Here is an 18,060-nt window from a genome sequence, read left to right on the forward strand (position 1 = left end):
CGTTAAGAGCCTTGTGCCGGATGGCCGGAATCCGGCCCCCCGGTGGAAGCTTTGCGCGCGTGATCCGGCGTGTGCTCCCGGTATATGTGGCCGTGGGCCCGGCCGGGCGCCGGGGCCGGGGCCGGGCCCCCCGGCTCACAGGCTGAAGGACGACTTCACCGTGAACGCGCACTCCGTGTAGAGGTAGCCGTACCGGAGCGTGACCGTGTCCGAGCCGGGCGTGGTGTGGTCCTTCCCCGACTTGTGCAGGAAGTAGACGGTGCCCGGCGGCAGGCTGAGCGTCTTCTTCGGGTAGTTCTTGCCGCTCTTGCACGCCGAGGCGCGGGCCGTGCTCTCGGTCGCGTACAGGTGGCAGCTGCCGCAGGCGGGCAGGGTGAAGCTGCCGGTGACCGGGCCGGTGTAGAGCACCTCGACGGACTCCGGGCTGTCGTTGCTGACGGTCACCGGGATGCCGCCGCCGGACGCGGTGGTCGGCAGCTTCCGGCCGGCGGCCGGCTCGTGCTCGGCGATCTCCGCGGCGATGGCGATCTTCTGCGCGAGCGCCCGGTGCTTGTCGTGCGGGTACTTCTTGGTGAAGTCGTGCAGGGTGTCGACGGCCGCGCCGAACTCGGCGCTGCGGTACTGGTCCACGCCGCAGGCGTAGGTGCCGGACTGGACGTACCCCTGGGCCTTGCGGGCGTCCTTGGCCAGCGTGCCGGAGATGCCCACGTTGTCGCCGGGCAGGGCGGACGCCCGGGTGGCGAGCTGCCGCAGGCGCTCGGTGGCCCCGCACGGGTCATGGCCGCCCAGGCCGCCGGCGGCTCCGCTGATCGCGGACCGGACGGCCGGTTCGACCTTCGCGGCCTGCGGCGAGCCGGGGAACATGGTGAGCAGCTCGCTCAGGTGGTCGTCGCTGCCGCCGGACACCGACGGGTCCTTCGCCAGATCGGTCACCCCGCACTCGTACAGCGAGGTCGCCAGGCGCTCGTCGGGCCAGGACGCGAGGTCGCCGACGCCGCTCTTGCCGAAGGCGGCGGGGACGGTCCGCAGGTAGGTCAGCGGGGCGATCGCGTCGCAGTACTGCTTCTGCTCGAACGGCGCGCCGACGGTCTTGTAGTAGGTGGTCAGCCGGTCCGGCACGCGCCGGGCGGCCCGGGAGCCCGCGTGGTGCTCGCTGAGGTCGCGATAGGCGGCCAGGGCCGTGCGGTAGTCGGGCTGCGCCGCGGCGAACGGCTTGGCCTTCGCGGCCTGGACGAGGTGGTCCGCCGTGTCCAGGCGCTCCAGCAGCATCTTCTGGGTGGCCTCGTCCTTGGCGCCGCCGTAGGCGACGACGGCACCGGCGGGCGCGGCGAGCAGCACCAGGCCGAGCAGCAGCGCGAGCGGCGCGCGGGCCGGCCACACCAGCCGGGTGCGGCGGGCGCGGGCCGCGCCGTGCGCGGCGGCCAGCACCAGGAACGCCAGGTAGGCGACGACCACGCCGCCGGACACCCCGTCGGCGTCCGCGGGCAGCGCGGCGAACAGCAGCCCGGCGGTGGCCGCCCAGCACACCAGCATCGCGAACCAGCGCCGCGTCACGGCGTAACCGAGGCCGAGGCCGCTGAGGTTGAGCACCGCCACGGCGGCCTGCCGCACCCCGTCCGGCGGCGCCGGCGGAGCGGCGGGCGCCGCGGGCGCGGGGGGCGGCAGCAACGGCGGCGGGCCGGCCGGCAGCGGCGGAGCCGCATACCCGCCCCCCGGCGTCCCGCCCTGCGGTGCCGCGTTCTGCGGCCACGCGCCGCCCGCCGCCCACGGGTTCACCGGCCCTTCGGCGGCCTGCGCCGGTGCTCCGAAGACCTGAGGTGCGCGGTCTCCCGGCGCGTCCTCGGCCCGCGGCGCGGCGCCCGCCGCCGGCTCCACGGTCGCCGGCTCCACGGTGTCGCGCGGCACGACGCTGTCGCGCGGTTCAACTCCCCGCGGCGCGGCGCCCGCCGCCGGCTCCGCGGTCTCCGGCGCGACGGTGTCGCGCGGTTCGACGCCCTTCGGCGCGGCGTCCGCCGCCGGCTCGATGCCGTCGCGCGGTGCGGCGCTGCGCGGCGCCCCGCCGTTCCCGTCGTCCCCGGCGCGCTCGCCGTTCTCGGCGTGCGGATTCCCGGACATGGCCCAGCCCCCTCAACCCCGGCCCTCGGCCGGTCCCGCCCCCGGCGCGTCACACCTGCCCCTTGCAGGGACGCGCCCACGAAAGATGTCGTGCGAGAAGGTTGCCTCGGGTTCCCAGCTCGCGCACGTACTTTATCGGGGCCCCACGACAGAGATCACCGGAGCCCGGAAACGGCGAACCGCCGTGCGCAGCAGGGGGCTTCGGGCCCAGGAGCCCGGAGGCCGGAGCCCGGAAACGGCGAACCGCCGTGCGCGGGACGGGGCCTGTCCCGGGCACGGCGGTTCTGTTCGGGGCCGGGGCGGGGGTCAGGCCCGCCCCGGCGGGGGTGTCAGCTTCCCTGGCAGGTCAGCACGGGGTTGACCCAGTCGCCGTGGTCGTTGCCGTTGCCGTCGCCGCCGTCGCCGACCGACAGGTCGAGGACCTGGCCGCCGGTGACGGGCACGTCGATGGCCACCGGCGCCGACTTCCCGTTGAGTACGGCCGTGGTGGTGAGCACCTTGCCGTCGAGGATCACCGAGAAGGTGACGGTGCCCGGGTCGCCGTTGTCCACGCCGACCAGCGCGGTGAACCGGCTGCAGCCGCCGCCCAGATAGATCTGCACGTCACTGGGCGAGTTGGTGCCCAGGCCCTTGGCGTAGGTGACGCCGCCGAGCTTGAGCGGGGTGCCGTCGTTCGCCGCGGTGTTGCCGACGCTCTGGTCCCGCTCGACCGGGCCCCAGCCGTTGGTCGCCGACAGGAACGTCAGGTCGCTGACCTGGCTCTGGCCCGCGGGCGGCGGCGCCGGAACGGATCCGACGAAGCGGGTGTCCGCCGGCTTGGCCGTCGCACCGGCCTGCCGCAGGGTCGCGGTGGCCGTGAGCGGGCTGGCCTTGGCCGGGTTCTGGGGCGCCGTGACGTCCCAGCTGAAGGTGGCCGAGGAGCCGCCGACGATCTTGTCGACGGACGGCGGCGTCGAGGCCTGGCTCACCGTCCATCCGTCGGGTGCGGCGAGCGCCGCGGTCACGCCGGTGGCCACCGGGGCGCCGGCCGGCAGCTGCACGGTCGCCGTGGCGGTGAAGTGCTGCCCGGCGCGCACCGATCCGGGGACCGCGAGGGACACCGACGAGCGCGGCGCGCTCGGCATCCGGTAGGTCGCCGCGTCGTACCGGGGGCTGTCGTTCTGCGCGACGGTGAGCGAGGAGGCGTAGCTGCCGTAGTTCGTCAGGGCGACCTTGCCGAGTCCGCCGGTGGAGCCGTCGAGGTTCCAGACCGCGATGGCCACGGTGTTGTCGCCGTTCGGGTTCAGGATGCCGTTGGGCACCGGGAAACTGTGCTGCGGGCCCAGGTAGTTGACGTAGTTGCCGACGTCCCAGCCGTTGACGTACAGCTCCGCCCGGTACTTGCGCGACGCGTCGTCGGAGATGGTCAGGCCGAGCGAGGTGTCCTGGCCCTTGGGCAGGTCCAGCGCGACGTGGGTGCTGTACCAGGACACGCCGGGGGTGGTGTCGGTGGCCGGCAGGGTGACCGGCTGCCAGCTGTCCGTGGGGTAGCCGGGCAGCGGGTATCCGGCGCGCTCGCCGTACAGGCCGCCGGAGTTGAGCGGTCCGCGGACGCCGTCGAGCAGCGTCTCGCCGCCGCGGACGCCCTGCAGGCGCCAGGTGACGGTGCCCAGCGGGTTGCCGGTGAGCGTCGCGCCGGTCAGGCCGCGGGCGGCCTTGTTGCCGTTGGACGCGTTGTAGTCCTCCTCGTGGCCCATGTTGACGGTCAGCACGGAGAGCACGTTGTCGCCGCCGTCCTTCACCAGGCCCGCGGGGAACGTGTACGTCTTCTGGCCGTCGGCGGTGGCGCTGCCGAGGAAGGTGCCGTTGAGCCACACCGAGGAGGCCGCGGCCTTCCCGCCGCTCTGCGCGGACAGGGTGATGCCGGTCTCCTTGCCGGTTCCGGTGAAGCGGCCGCGGTACCAGGTGCTGCCGGTGTGGAAGCCGTAGTCGTCGGCGAAGAGCACCGGCAGGCTGCCGGGGCTGGTGGTGCTGTTCGACGTCATCTTGTCGGCCACCTGCCAGCCGGAGTCGTCGAAGCCCGGCTGGGACTCGGGCGACTCCTGGACGTGCTTCCAGCCGGTGAGCGCGGGCAGGGTGACCGGTGCCGCGGTGGCGACGGAGCCGGTGAGGCTGCCGGTCGGCGTGGCCGTGGTGTGGACGGTCCGCCCGTTCCAGGTGACGGTGGTCGCGGTGCCGAAGACCTCGATGGCCGGGTCGGTGCCGTTGTCGCCGGTGAGGGCGAGGGTGCCGCCGACGGCGGTGGCGCCGCGCAGCAGGTGCGTGCCGCGGACCAGGACCGGGCCGGCGGAGGTGTCCTGCCGCCAGAAGGTCTTGGCGGTGTCGGTGTCGGCGAGCAGCAGCAGGAGCGGGTGGCCGCCGCCGCTGATCTGGACCCGGGTCAGGCCGGTGTGGCTGTAGTTCAGGCGCAGGTCGCCGGTGGCCGGGTCCCAGGTGGAGGTGACGCTGCCGCCGGTCGCGGTGACCGTGGGCCTGGTCGCGTACTTCAGCACCGTCTCGCCGTCGGTGCCGTGGTCGCCGTAGAGCACCGCGACGTCACGCCCGCCGATGGTGGCGTTCGTCATGATCTCGGAGGTGGAGTACTGGAGCTTGTTGCCGCCGAGGTCGTAGTCGGCGACGATGATCTTGCTCTGCCGCCCGTCGAGACCGATCGAGGTTCCGGGCTGCTGCGGGATGGTGTAGACGGGCGCGGTCGAGGGCGAGCCGGTGGCCACGTCGATGGCGTCGATGGTCACGAACGTGCCGCTGGCCGAGGCGTTCTTCGCGCCGGTGACCACGATCTTCAGGGTGTGCGCGCCGGACGTCAGCCCGCTCGCCTGGAAGGCGACGTACTGGTTCTGCTTGCTGGAGCTGTACAGGTCGACGGTCTTGACCTTGGTGCCGTCCAGGTACACGTCGGCGGTGCCGTGGTTGCTGTCCAGGTTGCTGATCCACTTCACGCCGGTGCCGGTGAAGGGGACGCTGACGCTGTCGCCCGCGGTGCTGCTGAACGACTCGGTGTGCTGGTAGTCGCCGCCGGTGTAGTTCTGCTCGGAGCCGACGTGCGACCAGCTGCCGGTGTAGGCGAGCGTGGCGTCCCGGTCGTCGTAGGTGTAGCCGGCGTGCGCGCCGAGGTCGAGGGTCACATGGGCGCTGTCACTGCTGGTGGCCGTGGAGTCGGCGTGCCGCAGCACGTGGAACTGCGTGCCGGTGTCCGGGTTGACCCGCGCGGTGTCGATGATCTTCGCGTTGTCGGTGGGCGTGGCCGGCAGCCCGTCGGTCTTGGTGAGCGGGGCGACGGCCTGGGTGAAGTAGCCGATCAGCTTGTCCTCGTCGAACTTCGGGTCGAGCTGCCGGTTCTCCCGGATCGCGGCGCCGTAGTCGTACGAGGTGTAGTTCTGCGGCTCGCCCAGCCAGCCCCAGTTGGTGCCGCCGTAGAGCATGTAGAAGCTCTGCGAGGTCGCGCCGACCGCGATGTTCTGCTTGTAGAAGACGTTTGCGAACTGGTCGTTGATCAGCTGCGCGCACTTGTCGTAGCCGGGGCCGCCCCAGGGGTCGAAGGCGCCGCCCTGGAACTCGGCGGTCTCCAGCGGCTTTCCGGCCGGGTGGTCGTAGCTGAGGTCCGGCACGCCGTTCCACTTGGACGGGTTGCTGCAGTTGAAGCCCTGCGGGTAGGAGTCGGCGCCGTCCACGGCCAGGGCGGCGTCCCCGGAGTTGAACGTGCCGTTGTTGTTGCCGACCAGCGGCACGGTGATGCCGTCGGCGGTGGCCTTGTCCTCCATGTGCTTCATGTAGGTGCGGCCCGCGGCGCTGCCGTTGTAGTACTCGTTCTCCACCTGGTACTCGATGACCGAGCCGGTGCCGTCGGTGAGCTGGTGGCGGGCGATGATGCGGTCGATCTGGGTCTGCCACTCGTCGCTGTACTTCAGGTACGCGGGGTCGCTGGTGCGGGTGTTGCCCGCCTTCGACGACAGCCAGCCCGGGAAGCCGCCGCCGTCCACCTCCGCGTTGATGTACGGGCCGGGGCGGGCGATCACGTAGATGCCCAACTGGTCGGCGATGTCCAGGAGTTTGTCGACGTCGCGGACGCCGGTGAAGTCGTAGACCCCGGGCGCCGGGGAGTGGTAGCCCCAGTCGAAGTACAGGGAGACGGCGTTGAATCCGCCCGCCTTCATCTTCTCCAGCACGTCGCGCCACAGGTCCTGGCTGGGGAGCCGGAAGTAGTGGAACTCCCCCGACCACAGGTAGGTGCGCTTGCCGTCGATCATGAAGGAGTAGCCGTCGTAGGTGACGGTGTGCTTGGCGTCCGGTGCGGTGGTGCTGCCGGCCGCCGAGGCCGGGCCTCCGGCCGCGAAGGAGTCGGCGGTCGCGCCCAGGCCCAGGACCAGGGCGAGGGTGGCGCCGATCGCCAGGCAGCGCCGGAGCATCCGGCGGCCTGTGCGGTGAGCTGACATGCGGGACCTCCACGGGGTGCGCCGGGTGGCCGTGGGGCACTGCACTCGCCCCCGTGCTCACCGGGACACTCAGGCTTCAGGGTGGGGGGGTGCGCGGTTTCGTTGGTTTGCGTCTGGGAGTGTTGCAGTGGGCCTTGTCGCACGCAACCATTCGGACAGAAATCATCGGCCATGCGACCCGCCCCACCGCCCACTAGGCTGATCCGGGGACGTGCGCGGAGGCACCAGAGGACCATCCGCGCAGGCCACGACAGGGGACGGGGATGCCCATGACGACACCGGACAGCTCTCGCCGAGCAGTACTCCTGACAGTCGACGACGACCCGGGGGTCTCGCGCGCGGTGGCACGCGATCTGCGCCGGCGCTACGGCGAGCGCTACCGCGTGGTGCGCGCCGAGTCCGGCAGCTCGGCGCTGGACGCGCTCAAGGAGATCAAGCTGCGCGGCGACCTGGTCGCCGTGATCCTGGCGGACTACCGGATGCCGGAGATGAACGGCATCGAGTTCCTCGAGCGCGCCATGGACATCCACCCCGGCGCCCGCCGGATCCTGCTCACCGCCTACGCGGACACCGGTGCGGCGATCGACGCCATCAACGTCGTCGACCTCGACCACTACCTGCTCAAGCCGTGGGACCCGCCGGAGGAGAAGCTCTATCCGGTCCTGGACGACCTGCTGGACAGCTGGCTCAACTCCGACCACCGCCCGGTGCCCGAGATCAAGGTGGTCGGCCACCGCTGGTCGGCCCGCTCGTCCGGCGTCCGGGAGTTCCTGGCCCGCAACCAGGTGCCGTACCGCTGGTACCTGTCGGACCAGGCCGAGGGGCAGCGGCTGCTGGCCGCGGCCGGGCACGACGGGATGCGGCTGCCGCTGGTGATCGCCCCCAGCGGCGACGTGCTCGTCGAACCCTCCGACCAGGACCTGGCGGTCCAGGTGGGGCTGGCCACCAGCCCCACCGAGGACTTCTACGACCTGGTGGTCATCGGCGCCGGCCCGGCCGGGCTCGGCGCGGCGGTCTACGGGGCCTCCGAGGGGCTGCGCACCGTCCTGGTGGAGCGCAGCGCCACCGGCGGGCAGGCCGGGCAGAGCGCCCGGATCGAGAACTACCTGGGCTTCCCCGACGGGGTCTCCGGCGCCCAGCTCACCGACCGGGCCCGCCGCCAGGCCAACCGGTTCGGCGCCGAGCTGCTCAGCGCCTGCGAGGTCACCTCCCTGGAGGTGAGCGGCCCCACCCGCACCGTGCGGTTCGCCGACGGTTCCGCGGTCTCCGCGCAGAGCGTCATCCTCACCACCGGCGTCAACTACCGCCTGCTGGACGTGCCCGGCATGGCCGAGTTCACCGGCCGCGGCGTGTACTACGGGTCGGCGCTCACCGAGGCCGCGGGCTGCGAGAACCATGACGTCTACATCGTCGGCGGCGCCAACTCGGCCGGCCAGGCGGCGGTCTACCTGTCGCGGACCGCCAAGTCGGTGACCCTGCTGGTGCGCGGGCCCTCGCTGGAGGCGTCCATGTCGCACTACCTGATCCAGCAGATCGCCGCGATCCCCACCATCCACGTGCGCACCGCTACCGAGGTGGCCGCGGCGCACGGCGGGGAGCACCTGGAGAGCCTGGCGCTGCGCGACCGGGCGACCGGGCAGACCGAACTGGTCGACACCCAGCGGCTGTTCGTCTTCATCGGCGCCGCGCCGCGCACCGGCTGGCTGGAGGGCGTGGTCCGCCGCGACGACCACGGCTTCGTGCTGACCGGCCCCGACCTGTCGGCCGACGGCAAGCGCCCGCCCGGCTGGGAGCCGGACCGGCTGCCGTTCCACCTGGAGACCAGCGTCCCCGGCGTCTTCGCGGCCGGCGACGTCCGCGCGGAGTCCGCCAAGCGCGTGGCGTCCGCGGTCGGCGAGGGCGCGATGGCCGTCATGCTCGTGCACCGCTACCTGGAGGGCCTGTGACCGCGCACCCGCTGCCCTGCAACCCGTCCGAACTGCGGACGCTGTTCCTCTTCGAGAAGCTCTCCTCCGACCAGCTGGAGCAGCTGTGCCGGGCCGGCCGGGTGGAGGCCGTGGACCCCGGCCCGGTGTACGCCGAGGGCGACCCGGCGACGTGCTTCTACGTGCTGCTGGAAGGCACCGTCGTCACCTCCCGCCGGGTCGGCGACGACGACGTGGAGATCACCCGCACCTCCCAGCGCGGCGTGTACGCCGGGGCTTTCCAGGCGTACCTGGGCGACCGGGTGCCGCAGCTCTACACCAACTCGATGCGGGTCACCGTCCCGTCGCGGTTCTTCGTGCTGGCCGCCGACGAGTTCTCCCGGATCGTGCACGACTGGTTCCCGATGGCCGTGCACCTGCTGGAGGGGCTGTTCTTCGGCAACCAGGCGTTCCAGCAGCGGGTCAGCCAGCGTGAGCGGCTGCTGGCGCTCGGCTCGCTGTCCGCCGGGCTCACCCACGAGCTCAACAACCCCGCGGCGGCCGCGCTGCGGGCCACCTCGGCCCTGCGCGAACGCGTGGCGGGGATGCGGCACAAGCTGAAGATCCTGGCCGGCGGCCCCTACCGGCAGGCCGACCTGGACGCCCTGGTGGGCATCCAGGAGCGCGCCGCCGAGCGGGTCGCCAAGGCCGAGGAGCTGAGCCCGCTGGAGGCCTCCGACCAGGAGGACGCGGTCGCGGACTGGCTGGACGACCACGGGATCTCCGGCGGCTGGGACCTGGCGCCGGTGTTCGTCCAGGCGGGCCTGGACGAGGAGTGGCTCGACCAGGTGGCGGCGGCGGTGGACTCCGAGCTGCTGGAGAGCGCGCTGCGCTGGCTGAACTACACGGTCGAGACCGAGCTGCTGATGACCGAGATCGAGGACTCCACGACCCGCATCTCGGGCCTGGTGAACGCCGCCCGGCAGTACTCCCAGCTGGACCGGGCGCCGTACCAGGTGGTCGACATCCACGAGCTGCTCGCGAGCACGCTGCAGATGCTCGCCGGGAAGATCGGCGACGGGGTCAAGGTGGTCAAGGAGTTCGACCAGACGCTGCCGCGCATCCCGGCCTACCCGGGCGAGCTGAACCAGGTGTGGACGAACCTGATCGACAACGCGGTGTCGGCGATGGACGGCAGCGGGACGCTCACCGTGCGCACCTGGCGGGAGCACGGCAGGCTGGCCGTGGAGTTCCGGGACAACGGTCCCGGCGTCCCGGAAGAGATCCGCGAGCGGATCTTCGAGCCCTTCTTCACCACCAAGCCGGTGGGACAGGGCACCGGTCTGGGCCTCGACATCTCGTGGCGGATCGTCGTGAACAAGCACCACGGCGACCTGCAGGTCGAGTCGCAGCCGGGCGACACCCGGTTCCGGGTGCTGCTGCCGCTGACCGCCGCGGAGTCCGACGCCGAGGAGGCTACTGCCGTATGACCACATCCGAGACCCCGGGGATCGACCCCAGCGTGCCGCCCAGCGGTGAGGGCTGCGCGGACTGCGACAAGGCGGGCGGATGGTGGCTCCACCTGCGCCGCTGCACCGCGTGCGGCCACATCGGCTGCTGCGACAGCTCCCCGGCCCAGCACGCCGGCGCGCACGCCAGGGCCACCGGTCACGACGTGGTGCGCAGCTTCGAGCCCGGCGAGGACTGGTTCTGGAACTACCGCACCGAGAGCTATCTGGAGGGCCCGGACCTGGCCCCGCCGATCAGTCACCCCATGGCCCAGACGGTGCCGGGCCCGGCGGACCGGGTGCCGGCCGACTGGCAGTCGCACCTGCACTGAGCCGCGGCGAAGGGCCGCCGGGCGAGGCGGCACACGGGTGGGCCGGACCCTGACGACCGGCCCACCCTGGTGCCGGACCCCGCGGGGTGTTCCGCGGGGCCCGGGCCTTGCGGTGTCACCTAGCGGGCGAGGAGTTCCATCTCCGCCAGCGAGGTGGTGGTGGCACCGCTGTTGGCGGTCACCGCCAGCCGGTAGCTGGTGTACGCGCCCGGCTGGGCGATCTCGAACGGCCGGGTCTGCAGGCGGTCGGTGAACTTCTCACCGCTCCTGCTGTCCAGCGTCGTCCAGTGCTGGCCGTCGTTCGACCCCTGGAGCTGCCAGCTCGCCGGGTCCTGCCCCGCGGTGGTGGCCGAGGTCAGGGTGTAGAACGCGGCCTTCTGGCCGTCCTTGCCGGCGTAGGCGTAGTCGATCACCGGGGTCGCGGTGGAGAAGCTCACCCGGGTGGCCGAGGTGTTGTCGAACAGGCCGGAGACGTCGGTGCCGTCGGCGGCCTTGCCCGTGCCGAGGCCGGGGCCGGTGGTGTCGGTGAGCGGCTTCGGGGTCTGCCCGGCCGGCGTCAGCGACGGCGGCAGCGCGTCCTTCCCGGTGCCCCACGATGACGGCTTGGCGCCCATGGTGAAGTCGAGCACCGCGCCGTTCCTGAGCTGGTCGCCGGTCAGGTAGACCTTGTCCCAGCTCTTGCCGTTGACCTTCAGCGACTGGATGTAGACGTTGCTCCGGCTGTTGTTCGGAGCGTTGACGACAATGCTGCGGCCGTTGTCCAGGTGGACGGTGGCCCGGGTGAACAGCGGGGAGCCGATCACGTAGTTGTCGTTGCCGACCTGGAGCGGGTAGAAGCCCAGCGCGCTGAAGATCTGCCAGGTCGAGGTGGCGCCGTTGTCCTCGTCGCCGGGGTAGCCCTGGCCGATCTGGCTGCCGGTGAACAGCCGCTGCTGGATCTCCCGGACGACCGCCTGGGTCTTGGCGGGGGCGCCGGCGTAGTCGTACATGTACGGGATGCCGAAGGAGGGCTGGTTGCTCATGCCCAGCTCGCCCATGCGGACGTCGCGCGCCTCGATCATCTCGTGGATGGTGCCGCCGTAGCCGCCGGCGTCGCCGTCAGCGGTCTCCTGGGTGGCGAAGAAGGTGTCGAGCTTCTGCTCGAGCTTCTGCTGGCCGCCGTAGAGCGACGCGACGCCGTTCGGGTCCTGCGGCACGGTGAAGGCGTAGTTCCACGCGTTCGTCTCGGTGTACTCGTTGCCCCACTGCTGCGGGTCGAAGGCGGAGTCGGCCACCCGCCACGAGCCGTCGGCCTTGCGGCCCTCGAAGAAGCCGACGTTCTTGTTGAAGATGGTGGTGTAGTTCAGCGCCCTGGCCAGGAAGTAGTCGGACTCCTCCTGGTAGCGCGCACGGTCGGCCTTCGAGGTGCTCGGGTCCGAGGCGAGCTTGGCGGCCATGGTGCCGATGCCGTAGTCGTTGATGTAGCCGTCCAGCGACCACGAGACGCTGCCGCCCTGGGCGGTGTTGGTGTAGCCGGTGAACTCCGAGGTGTCCAGGCCCTTGCGGCCGACGCCGGACTGGGTGGGCACCACGGTGGCGTTCTTCACCGCGGCCGCGTAGGCGGCCTTGGCGTCGAAGTTGTCGACGCCCTTGGCGAAGGCGTCGGCGAAGGCCACGTCGGAGCTGGTGCCGGTCATCAGGTCGGCGTAGCCCGGCGAGGACCAGCGCGAGGTCCAGCCGCCGTCCTTGTACTGCTGGACGAAGCCGTCGGCGAGCTCACCGGCGGTCTTGGACTCCAGCAGGGAGTAGGCCGGCCACTCGCTGCGGTAGGTGTCCCAGAAGCCGTTGTTGACGTAGACCTTGCCGTCCTTCACCTGGGCGCCGGTCTCGGTGGGCGTGCTGGGGCCCTGCTTGGAGAAGGCGCTCGCGTACTGGTAGGCCGGCTTGGCCGCGGTACCGGTGTTCTCCGAGGCGGAGTTGGGGTACAGGTTCATCCGGTACAGGTTCGAGTACAGCGTGGTCTGCTGGTCGGCGCTGGCGCCCTCCACCTCGACCTTGCCGAGCTTGGCGTTCCACGCCTGCCCGGCGTGGTTCTTGACCGCGTCGAAGTCGGTGCCGGCCGGGATCTCCAGGTCGAGGTTCTTCTTGGCCTGGGCGGCGCTGATGAAGGACGTGGCGATGCGCATCGTCACGACCTTGTTCTTCGACGTGTCGAACTGGGCGTAGCCGGTGACGTTGTCGCGGCCCTGGCCGGTCGTCTTCGTCGCGGTGCCCGGCGCCTGGTCGAACTCGGCGTGCACGAACATCCGGCTGGCCCCGGTGGACAGGCCGCTGCGGTGCTCCGACCAGCCGTCGAGGGTGCCCTTGGCGGCGTCGAAGGTGAGGCCGCCGTTGTTGTCGATGTTGTCGAAGAGCAGGTTTCCGGTGTCACCGGTGAAGGTGAAGCGGAACTCCGCGGCGTGGTCGGTGGGCGCGATCTCCGCCTTGATGCCGTTGGTGAACGTCACCCCGTAGTAGTTCGGCTTCGCCGTCTCGTCGGAGTGCCGGAACGGCAGGGCGCGGGCCGAGCGGTTGAGGTTCGGGGTGCCGGTGGCACCGGACGGCATGACCTGGAACAGGTCGCGGTCGCCCATCCACGGGCTCGGCTCGTGGCTGATGCCGAGGGCCTGCAGCGTGGGGAGGTTGTCCGCGTTGTTCTGCGCGGCGTAGCTGTACTCCCAGCTGTCGGAGCCCGCGTCGGTGACCGGGGTGAAGAAGTTGAAGCCGTTCGGCACCGCGGTCAGCGGCAGGTTGTTGCCGCGCGAGAAGGAGCCGGAGGAGTTGGTGCCGCGCCGGGTGTCGACGCGGTCCACGAAGGTCCCGCCGGCCCGGGCGGGCGGCACGTTGGCGATGGTCAGGTCGTCGATCCAGCCCTTGAACTGGGTCGAACCGCCGTCGCCCGAGGTGCCCTTGGGGTCGTCGTAGCCGAGCAGGACGCGGTCGATGGTCTTGCCCGCGGCGACCTTGCCGAGTTCGGCGGAGACCTGGTTCCACTGCGAGGCGTAGAGCACCTTGGCGGCGCCCTGGCCCTGCGGGGACAGCTCGTTGCCGTACTCGTCCTGCGCCTTCTGCTGCAGCTGGCTGAGGTAGGTGCCGTCGGTGAAGTGCAGGTCGATCGACGCGTACGTGCTCGGGTAGGCGAGGTCCCCGCCGGTCAGCTCCGGGAAGATCTCGTAGCTGAGCCGGGTGTTCGGGTTGACCTTGACGTTGACGTCGTACAGCTTGTTGTAGGCGTGCACCGCACCCGACTGGGTGTGGGTGCCCGCGTACTCCAGGGCCTTCAGCCCGGTGAAGCCGACGCTTCCCTTGACGTCAGGGCCGGAGGACGGGCCCTTGCCGACCTCGGTGGTCATCCCCGCGGTGGGCGGCTTGGCCGCCGAGCCGTCGGACAGGATCAGGTCGGCGAGCTGCACGATCGGGTCGCCGTGGTTGGCGCTGACGTTCAGCCGGTAGTAGCGGTAGGCGCCCGGCGTGGCGACGTCGTACACCTTGGACTTGAAGCGGCCGGGGAAGTCCTGGCCGGTCCTGCTGTCCACGGTCGTCCAGTCGGTGCCGTTCGCCGACCCCTGCAGCTGGAAGTCCTTCGGGTCGCGGCCCGGGGAGTCGTTCGCCGAGGTCAGCGCGTACTTCTTGACCGTGACGTCACCGCTGAGCTGGTACTGCAGCCACCCGGTGGAGTTGAACGTCAGCCACTTGGTGTTGGGGTCCTCGTCGGCGGCGTTGGCCGCGACCTCGTTCGGCGGGTTGTCCGAGTTGGAGGTGACGGCGGTGATCTTGTCCTTGATGCTTCCGGCGACCACCGGCAGGGTGCCGGCGGTCACGCCGGACACCAGCGGCTTGCCGTCCTTGCCCGTCTCCGCCGTGTCGGCGGCGGGCTGCGGCTGGCCGGTCTCGAAGGACGTGGTGAACGCGGGCGGCTCGCCCCCTTGGCCGGTGTCGGCGTGGGCGAGCGCGGTCACGGGGACGGACAGGGCCAGGGATACCGCCCCTGCCAGCATGGATCTGGCGAGGGTACGGCGGGCACGGCCACTACTCATGGAGAGCTGCCTCTCTGCTTCGTTGCCACCGGCGGCGGTGCCGGCGGCGCGTGCCGACCGCCGCGCCCGTCCCGAGGGCGCGGCGGTCGGCCGGGGGGTGGGTCCCACGGCTGCCTGACGGAACGTCAGGCGTTACGTCCGCTGAGCGCGTACAGCGCCAGCCGGGTGTCGTCGGGCAGGGTGATCGAGACGGCGGTCCTGCTGCTGTCCAGCGGGACCGTCAGGTGCCAGATGTTCACGGCGACGCCGTCCGGCTTGCCCTGCGCGTTGTAGCGGCTGTCGGCGTGGATCGCCGGGTCCTCCCCGAGCCGGGGGGAACCGGCCGCCCAGTCGGTGGCCGCCAGGTGCACGGAGCCGGTGGTGCCGTCGGCGTAGTGCACGGTCGCGGTGCCGTTCACATCGCCGTGGTGGGCGGTGAGCAGCACGTCCAGCGCGGAGTAGCTGCGCGGCACGAGCGCCACCGTCTGGCCGTGGGCGGGCGCGAAGTTGGGCGCGCTGCCGGTGGTGTCGGGGAACGTGTAGGCGTGGCCGCCCAGGACCCCGGTGCCGGGCGCGGGCAGCTGCTCGGCCGGGAAGCTGGTGCCGGTGCCGTCGAAGTCGGCGCCGGTGGCCCCGGCCGTGCTCACGCCGTCCACGGTGTACTGCGCGGACAGGTCCTGGACGCAGGAGCCGGTGCTGCCCGTGCAGGTGGCGGTCGTCACCGAGACGGGCAGCGTCCGGGTGACCGAAGGCCCGTCCTCCTGGGTGACCTTGACCGTGACCTGGTAGGTCCCGTCGGGCGTACCGGCCGGGGCGGTGATGTGCACCGGCACGTCGTGGGTGGCGGGCACGGTGTTCGAGCGCACCTGGAACGTAGCCTGCTTGGGCTCGACGGTCAGCGGCGCGGGCGCGCTGATGCTGACCGTGCCGGCCGCGACGCCGGGCGCGGTGAGCACCGCGGAGACCGTGGCGTCGGTGGCCGTGCCGCCGCCGAGCACGCCCACCGAGGACGGCGTCACGGCCGCCGCGGTGTGGCGCTGGGTGTCGGGCGCGTTGTCCAGGGTGGGCGGCGCGTCGGACTTGGCGGTGCCCCACGTGGACGGGGTGGTGCCCAGGGTGAGGTCGATGTCGCGGCCCGCCCTGATGTCACCGGTGGTGAGGTACGTGTGGCTGAGCTTCTTGCCGCCCAGCTGCGCGGACTGGATGTAGCGGTTGCTGTCCGAGCTGCCCGGGGCGGTGATCGTCAGCGAGCCCTTGGGGTAGTACCGCTTGTCCAGGGTGACGTCGACCCGGTTGAACAGCGGCGTGGACAGCCCCCACAGGTCGGTGCCGGGCGTCATCGGGTAGATGCCGATCGCGGACAGCACCTGCCACGACGACATGGTTCCCAGGTCGTCGTTGCCGGTCACGCCGTTGGGCGCGTCGGTGAACAGGGTCAGCGCGGCGTGCACCACGTCGGTGGTCTTCCACGGCTGCCCGGTGGACAGGTACGTGTACGGCGCGCTCAGGTCGGGCTCGTTCTGCGGGTTGTACTTGTCCTGGTTGTAGTACGAGTACGGCCCGTTGACCCACACGTTGCGGGCGGTGCCCGCCGGGTCCTTCAGCAGCTGGTCGTAGGCGAAGAACGAGTCCAGCCGGGAGTTGGCGGTGTCGGTGCCGCCGACCAGGCCGACCAGCCCGGGCACGTCCTGCGGCACCAGCCACATGTACTGCCACGAGGTGCCCTCGTGGAAGCCGGCGCTGTTGGCCGGGTCGGACGGGCCGACGAACGCGCCGTCGTTGTTGCGGGCGCGGAAGAAGCCCGTGGAGGGGTCCAGGATGTTGCGGTAGTTCTGGCCGCGGGCCAGGTACTTCCGGGCGTCGTCGCCGTGGCCGAGGCTCTTGGCCATCCCGCCGAGCGCGGCGTCGGCGAGCGCGTACTCCAGCGTGGCCGACGGGCCGTGCTGGTAGTCGTCGTCACCGGGCTTGGGCTGCGGGCGCGTCGGGTCGTAGGGGACGTAGCCGTTGGCCAGGTACTCCGGGTCGGCCTGGCGCACCGCGGACGGCGATGAGTCCGGCGCCGCGGCGTCCACGTGCTTCTTCAGCGCCTGGTACGCCTCCTCCTCGTGACCCTTGAGCAGGCCCTGCCGGTAGGCGTCGACGAGGAACGGGGTGACCGGGTCGCCGGTCATGATGTTCGTCTCGACGGTGGCGTAGCCCCAGCGCGGCAGCTGGCCGCTCTGCTGCGCGACCTTCAGCAGCGACAGCGCCATGTCCCGGGACTCGGCCGGCGCCAGCAGCGAGAGCAGCTGCTCCTGGGTGCGGTAGGTGTCCCACAGGGACCAGTTCTGGTAGTACGTCGAGCCGTCGCCGGCGTGCACCTTGGCGTCCCAGCCGGTGTAGCGGCCGTCGACGTCGCTGCCGATGTTGGGCGCGAGGAACGCGCGGTACATCGAGGAGTAGAAGGTCCGCTGCTGCTCGTCCGTGCCGCCCTGCACCCGGATCTGGCTCAGCCGGGACTGCCAGGAGGCGGTGGCCGCGTCCTTGGTCGCGTCGAACGTGCCGCCGCCCTCGGCCGCCAGGTTCTTCGCGGCGCCGGCCGCGTCCACCCACGACAGCGAGGTGACGGCGGTGACGCTGTGGTTCTGCGTCGCGTCGAACCGCACGTAGGCGCCGTTCAGGCCGGAGCCGGTGGAGGCGTGGCTGCCCGCGGTGACGGTCGAGCCGCTCCAGGTGCCGTAGGAGGCGAACGGCCGGTCGAACCGCGTCTCGGTGTACACGGTGTACGGCTGGGTGTCCTGGCAGAAGCCGCGGCCGGTGATCGCGGTGACCACGGTGCGGTCGTCGAGCACGGTCACCGTGCTGCTCGTCACCTTGTGCAGCGCCTGCCCGGCGTTGAGCAGCACGTTGGCCTGGTCGGTGGCGGGGAAGGTGTAGCGCTGCCAGCCCGTGCGGGCGGTGGCGCTCAGCTCCGCGGTGATGCCGGTGCCCAGCTTCACCTTGTAGTAGCCGGGCGACGCGGTCTCGTCGCTGTGCTTGAACGCCGCGGCGTACTGGGCGTCGTCGGTCGAGTTCACCGCGCCCGTCGTGGGCAGCACCGGCAGGTCGCCGCCGAGGCCGCAGCCCACGCCGGACAGGTGCACCGAGCTGAAGCCGCGGATGTGGTCCTGGTTGTAGTCGTACCCCGTGTTGTGACCGGTGTCGGGCGACAGCTGCACCATGCCGAACGGCACCGCCGCACCGGGGTAGGTGTTGCCGTCGTTCTGGGTGCCGATGAAGGAGTTGACCAGGTGGGTCAGGTCTCCGCTGCCGGTACCTGTCGCCAGCGCGGGCTGCGCGGGCAGCATTGCCGCAACCGCCGCGGCGAAGGCGGCGACGGCCACCCCGGCCGTGGTTCTCCGGCGTTGCTCTCTTCCAGCCATGCTTTCCTCTCTCCCTCCCCTGACAACGTTGTCAGAGAGTCGGGCGCACGTGGTACCCAGGTTCGGTGGCACGGGACATGCCGGTAGGACGTCAGGAATCCTGTCCTCCGCGCTGATCGGCGTCAATGGGCCGGGGCGAACGTATTTGATCGACAACGGAGGGTGGGCCGCTTTTTGCGGTGACCCGGGGTTCGATCGTGCCTGGTCAGGGCGGGGTTCGGGGGGGATCCCGGGTCGGCGGATCGCGCGGCGCCGGCCACCGGGTGGATGCGGCGGAACGCACTCCGGTGCGGA

At 71.5% G+C, this 18,060-nt stretch carries 6 protein-coding genes and 1 pseudogene; 3 read left to right on the forward strand and 4 right to left on the reverse strand.

All coding sequences use genetic code 11. The features are described 5' to 3' along the window. Positions 1-135 precede the first annotated feature (135 nt). Together ACH4TG_RS23135 and ACH4TG_RS23140 are read right to left on the reverse strand one after the other, a co-directional pair. Positions 136-2,115 carry a hypothetical protein gene (locus ACH4TG_RS23135; RefSeq protein WP_398244343.1) on the reverse strand — a complete coding sequence of 660 codons (1,980 nt, stop codon included), beginning with the start codon at positions 2,113-2,115 and terminating at the stop codon, positions 136-138. Between the two features lie 329 nt (positions 2,116-2,444). Continuing rightward, on the reverse strand, positions 2,445-6,587 hold the full coding sequence (locus ACH4TG_RS23140; protein ID WP_398244344.1) for a beta-galactosidase: 4,143 nt from the start codon (positions 6,585-6,587) through the stop codon (positions 2,445-2,447). 269 nt (positions 6,588-6,856) lie between these two features. Between ACH4TG_RS23140 and ACH4TG_RS23145 the strand changes: the two genes are divergently transcribed. Genes ACH4TG_RS23145 through ACH4TG_RS23155 form a run of 3 tightly spaced genes read left to right on the forward strand, consistent with a single transcriptional unit; the run spans position 6,857 to position 10,331 of the window. Further along, positions 6,857-8,533, forward strand: coding sequence for an FAD-dependent oxidoreductase (locus tag ACH4TG_RS23145; RefSeq protein ID WP_398244345.1), 1,677 nt, complete (start codon positions 6,857-6,859; stop codon positions 8,531-8,533). Further along, complete coding sequence (locus tag ACH4TG_RS23150) at positions 8,530-9,981, forward strand: ATP-binding protein (protein WP_398244346.1); 1,452 nt, start codon at positions 8,530-8,532, stop codon at positions 9,979-9,981. The genes ACH4TG_RS23145 and ACH4TG_RS23150 overlap by 4 nt, the downstream gene beginning before the upstream one ends. Beyond that, a complete protein-coding gene (locus ACH4TG_RS23155; RefSeq protein WP_398244347.1) occupies positions 9,978-10,331 on the forward strand; it encodes a UBP-type zinc finger domain-containing protein in 354 nt (117 codons plus the stop codon). Before ACH4TG_RS23150 ends, ACH4TG_RS23155 begins: the two co-directional genes overlap by 4 nt. 119 nt (positions 10,332-10,450) lie before the next feature. On the opposite strand, the gene ACH4TG_RS23160 is transcribed toward ACH4TG_RS23155, so the two are convergent. Continuing rightward, positions 10,451-14,347, reverse strand: coding sequence for a GH92 family glycosyl hydrolase (locus tag ACH4TG_RS23160; protein WP_398244348.1), 3,897 nt, complete (start codon positions 14,345-14,347; stop codon positions 10,451-10,453). Positions 14,348-15,420: 1,073 nt separating this feature from the next. Next, a pseudogene (locus tag ACH4TG_RS23165) lies at positions 15,421-17,766 on the reverse strand (GH92 family glycosyl hydrolase); the annotation flags it as partial. Between the last annotated feature and the right edge of the window lie 294 nt (positions 17,767-18,060).

Source organism: Streptomyces sp. NPDC020917, assembly GCF_044333795.1.
Lineage (GTDB): Bacteria > Actinomycetota > Actinomycetes > Streptomycetales > Streptomycetaceae > Actinacidiphila.

Excerpts from the sequence above, each read along its gene's own strand:
- ACH4TG_RS23145 (WP_398244345.1), top strand. The coding sequence starts at position 6,857 with ATGACGACACCGGACAGCTCTCGCCGAGCAGTACTCCTGACAGTCGAC.
- ACH4TG_RS23135 (WP_398244343.1), bottom strand. The coding sequence starts at position 2,115 with ATGTCCGGGAATCCGCACGCCGAGAACGGCGAGCGCGCCGGGGACGAC.
- ACH4TG_RS23140 (WP_398244344.1), bottom strand. The coding sequence starts at position 6,587 with ATGTCAGCTCACCGCACAGGCCGCCGGATGCTCCGGCGCTGCCTGGCG.
- ACH4TG_RS23160 (WP_398244348.1), bottom strand. The coding sequence starts at position 14,347 with ATGCTGGCAGGGGCGGTATCCCTGGCCCTGTCCGTCCCCGTGACCGCG.
- ACH4TG_RS23155 (WP_398244347.1), top strand. The coding sequence starts at position 9,978 with ATGACCACATCCGAGACCCCGGGGATCGACCCCAGCGTGCCGCCCAGC.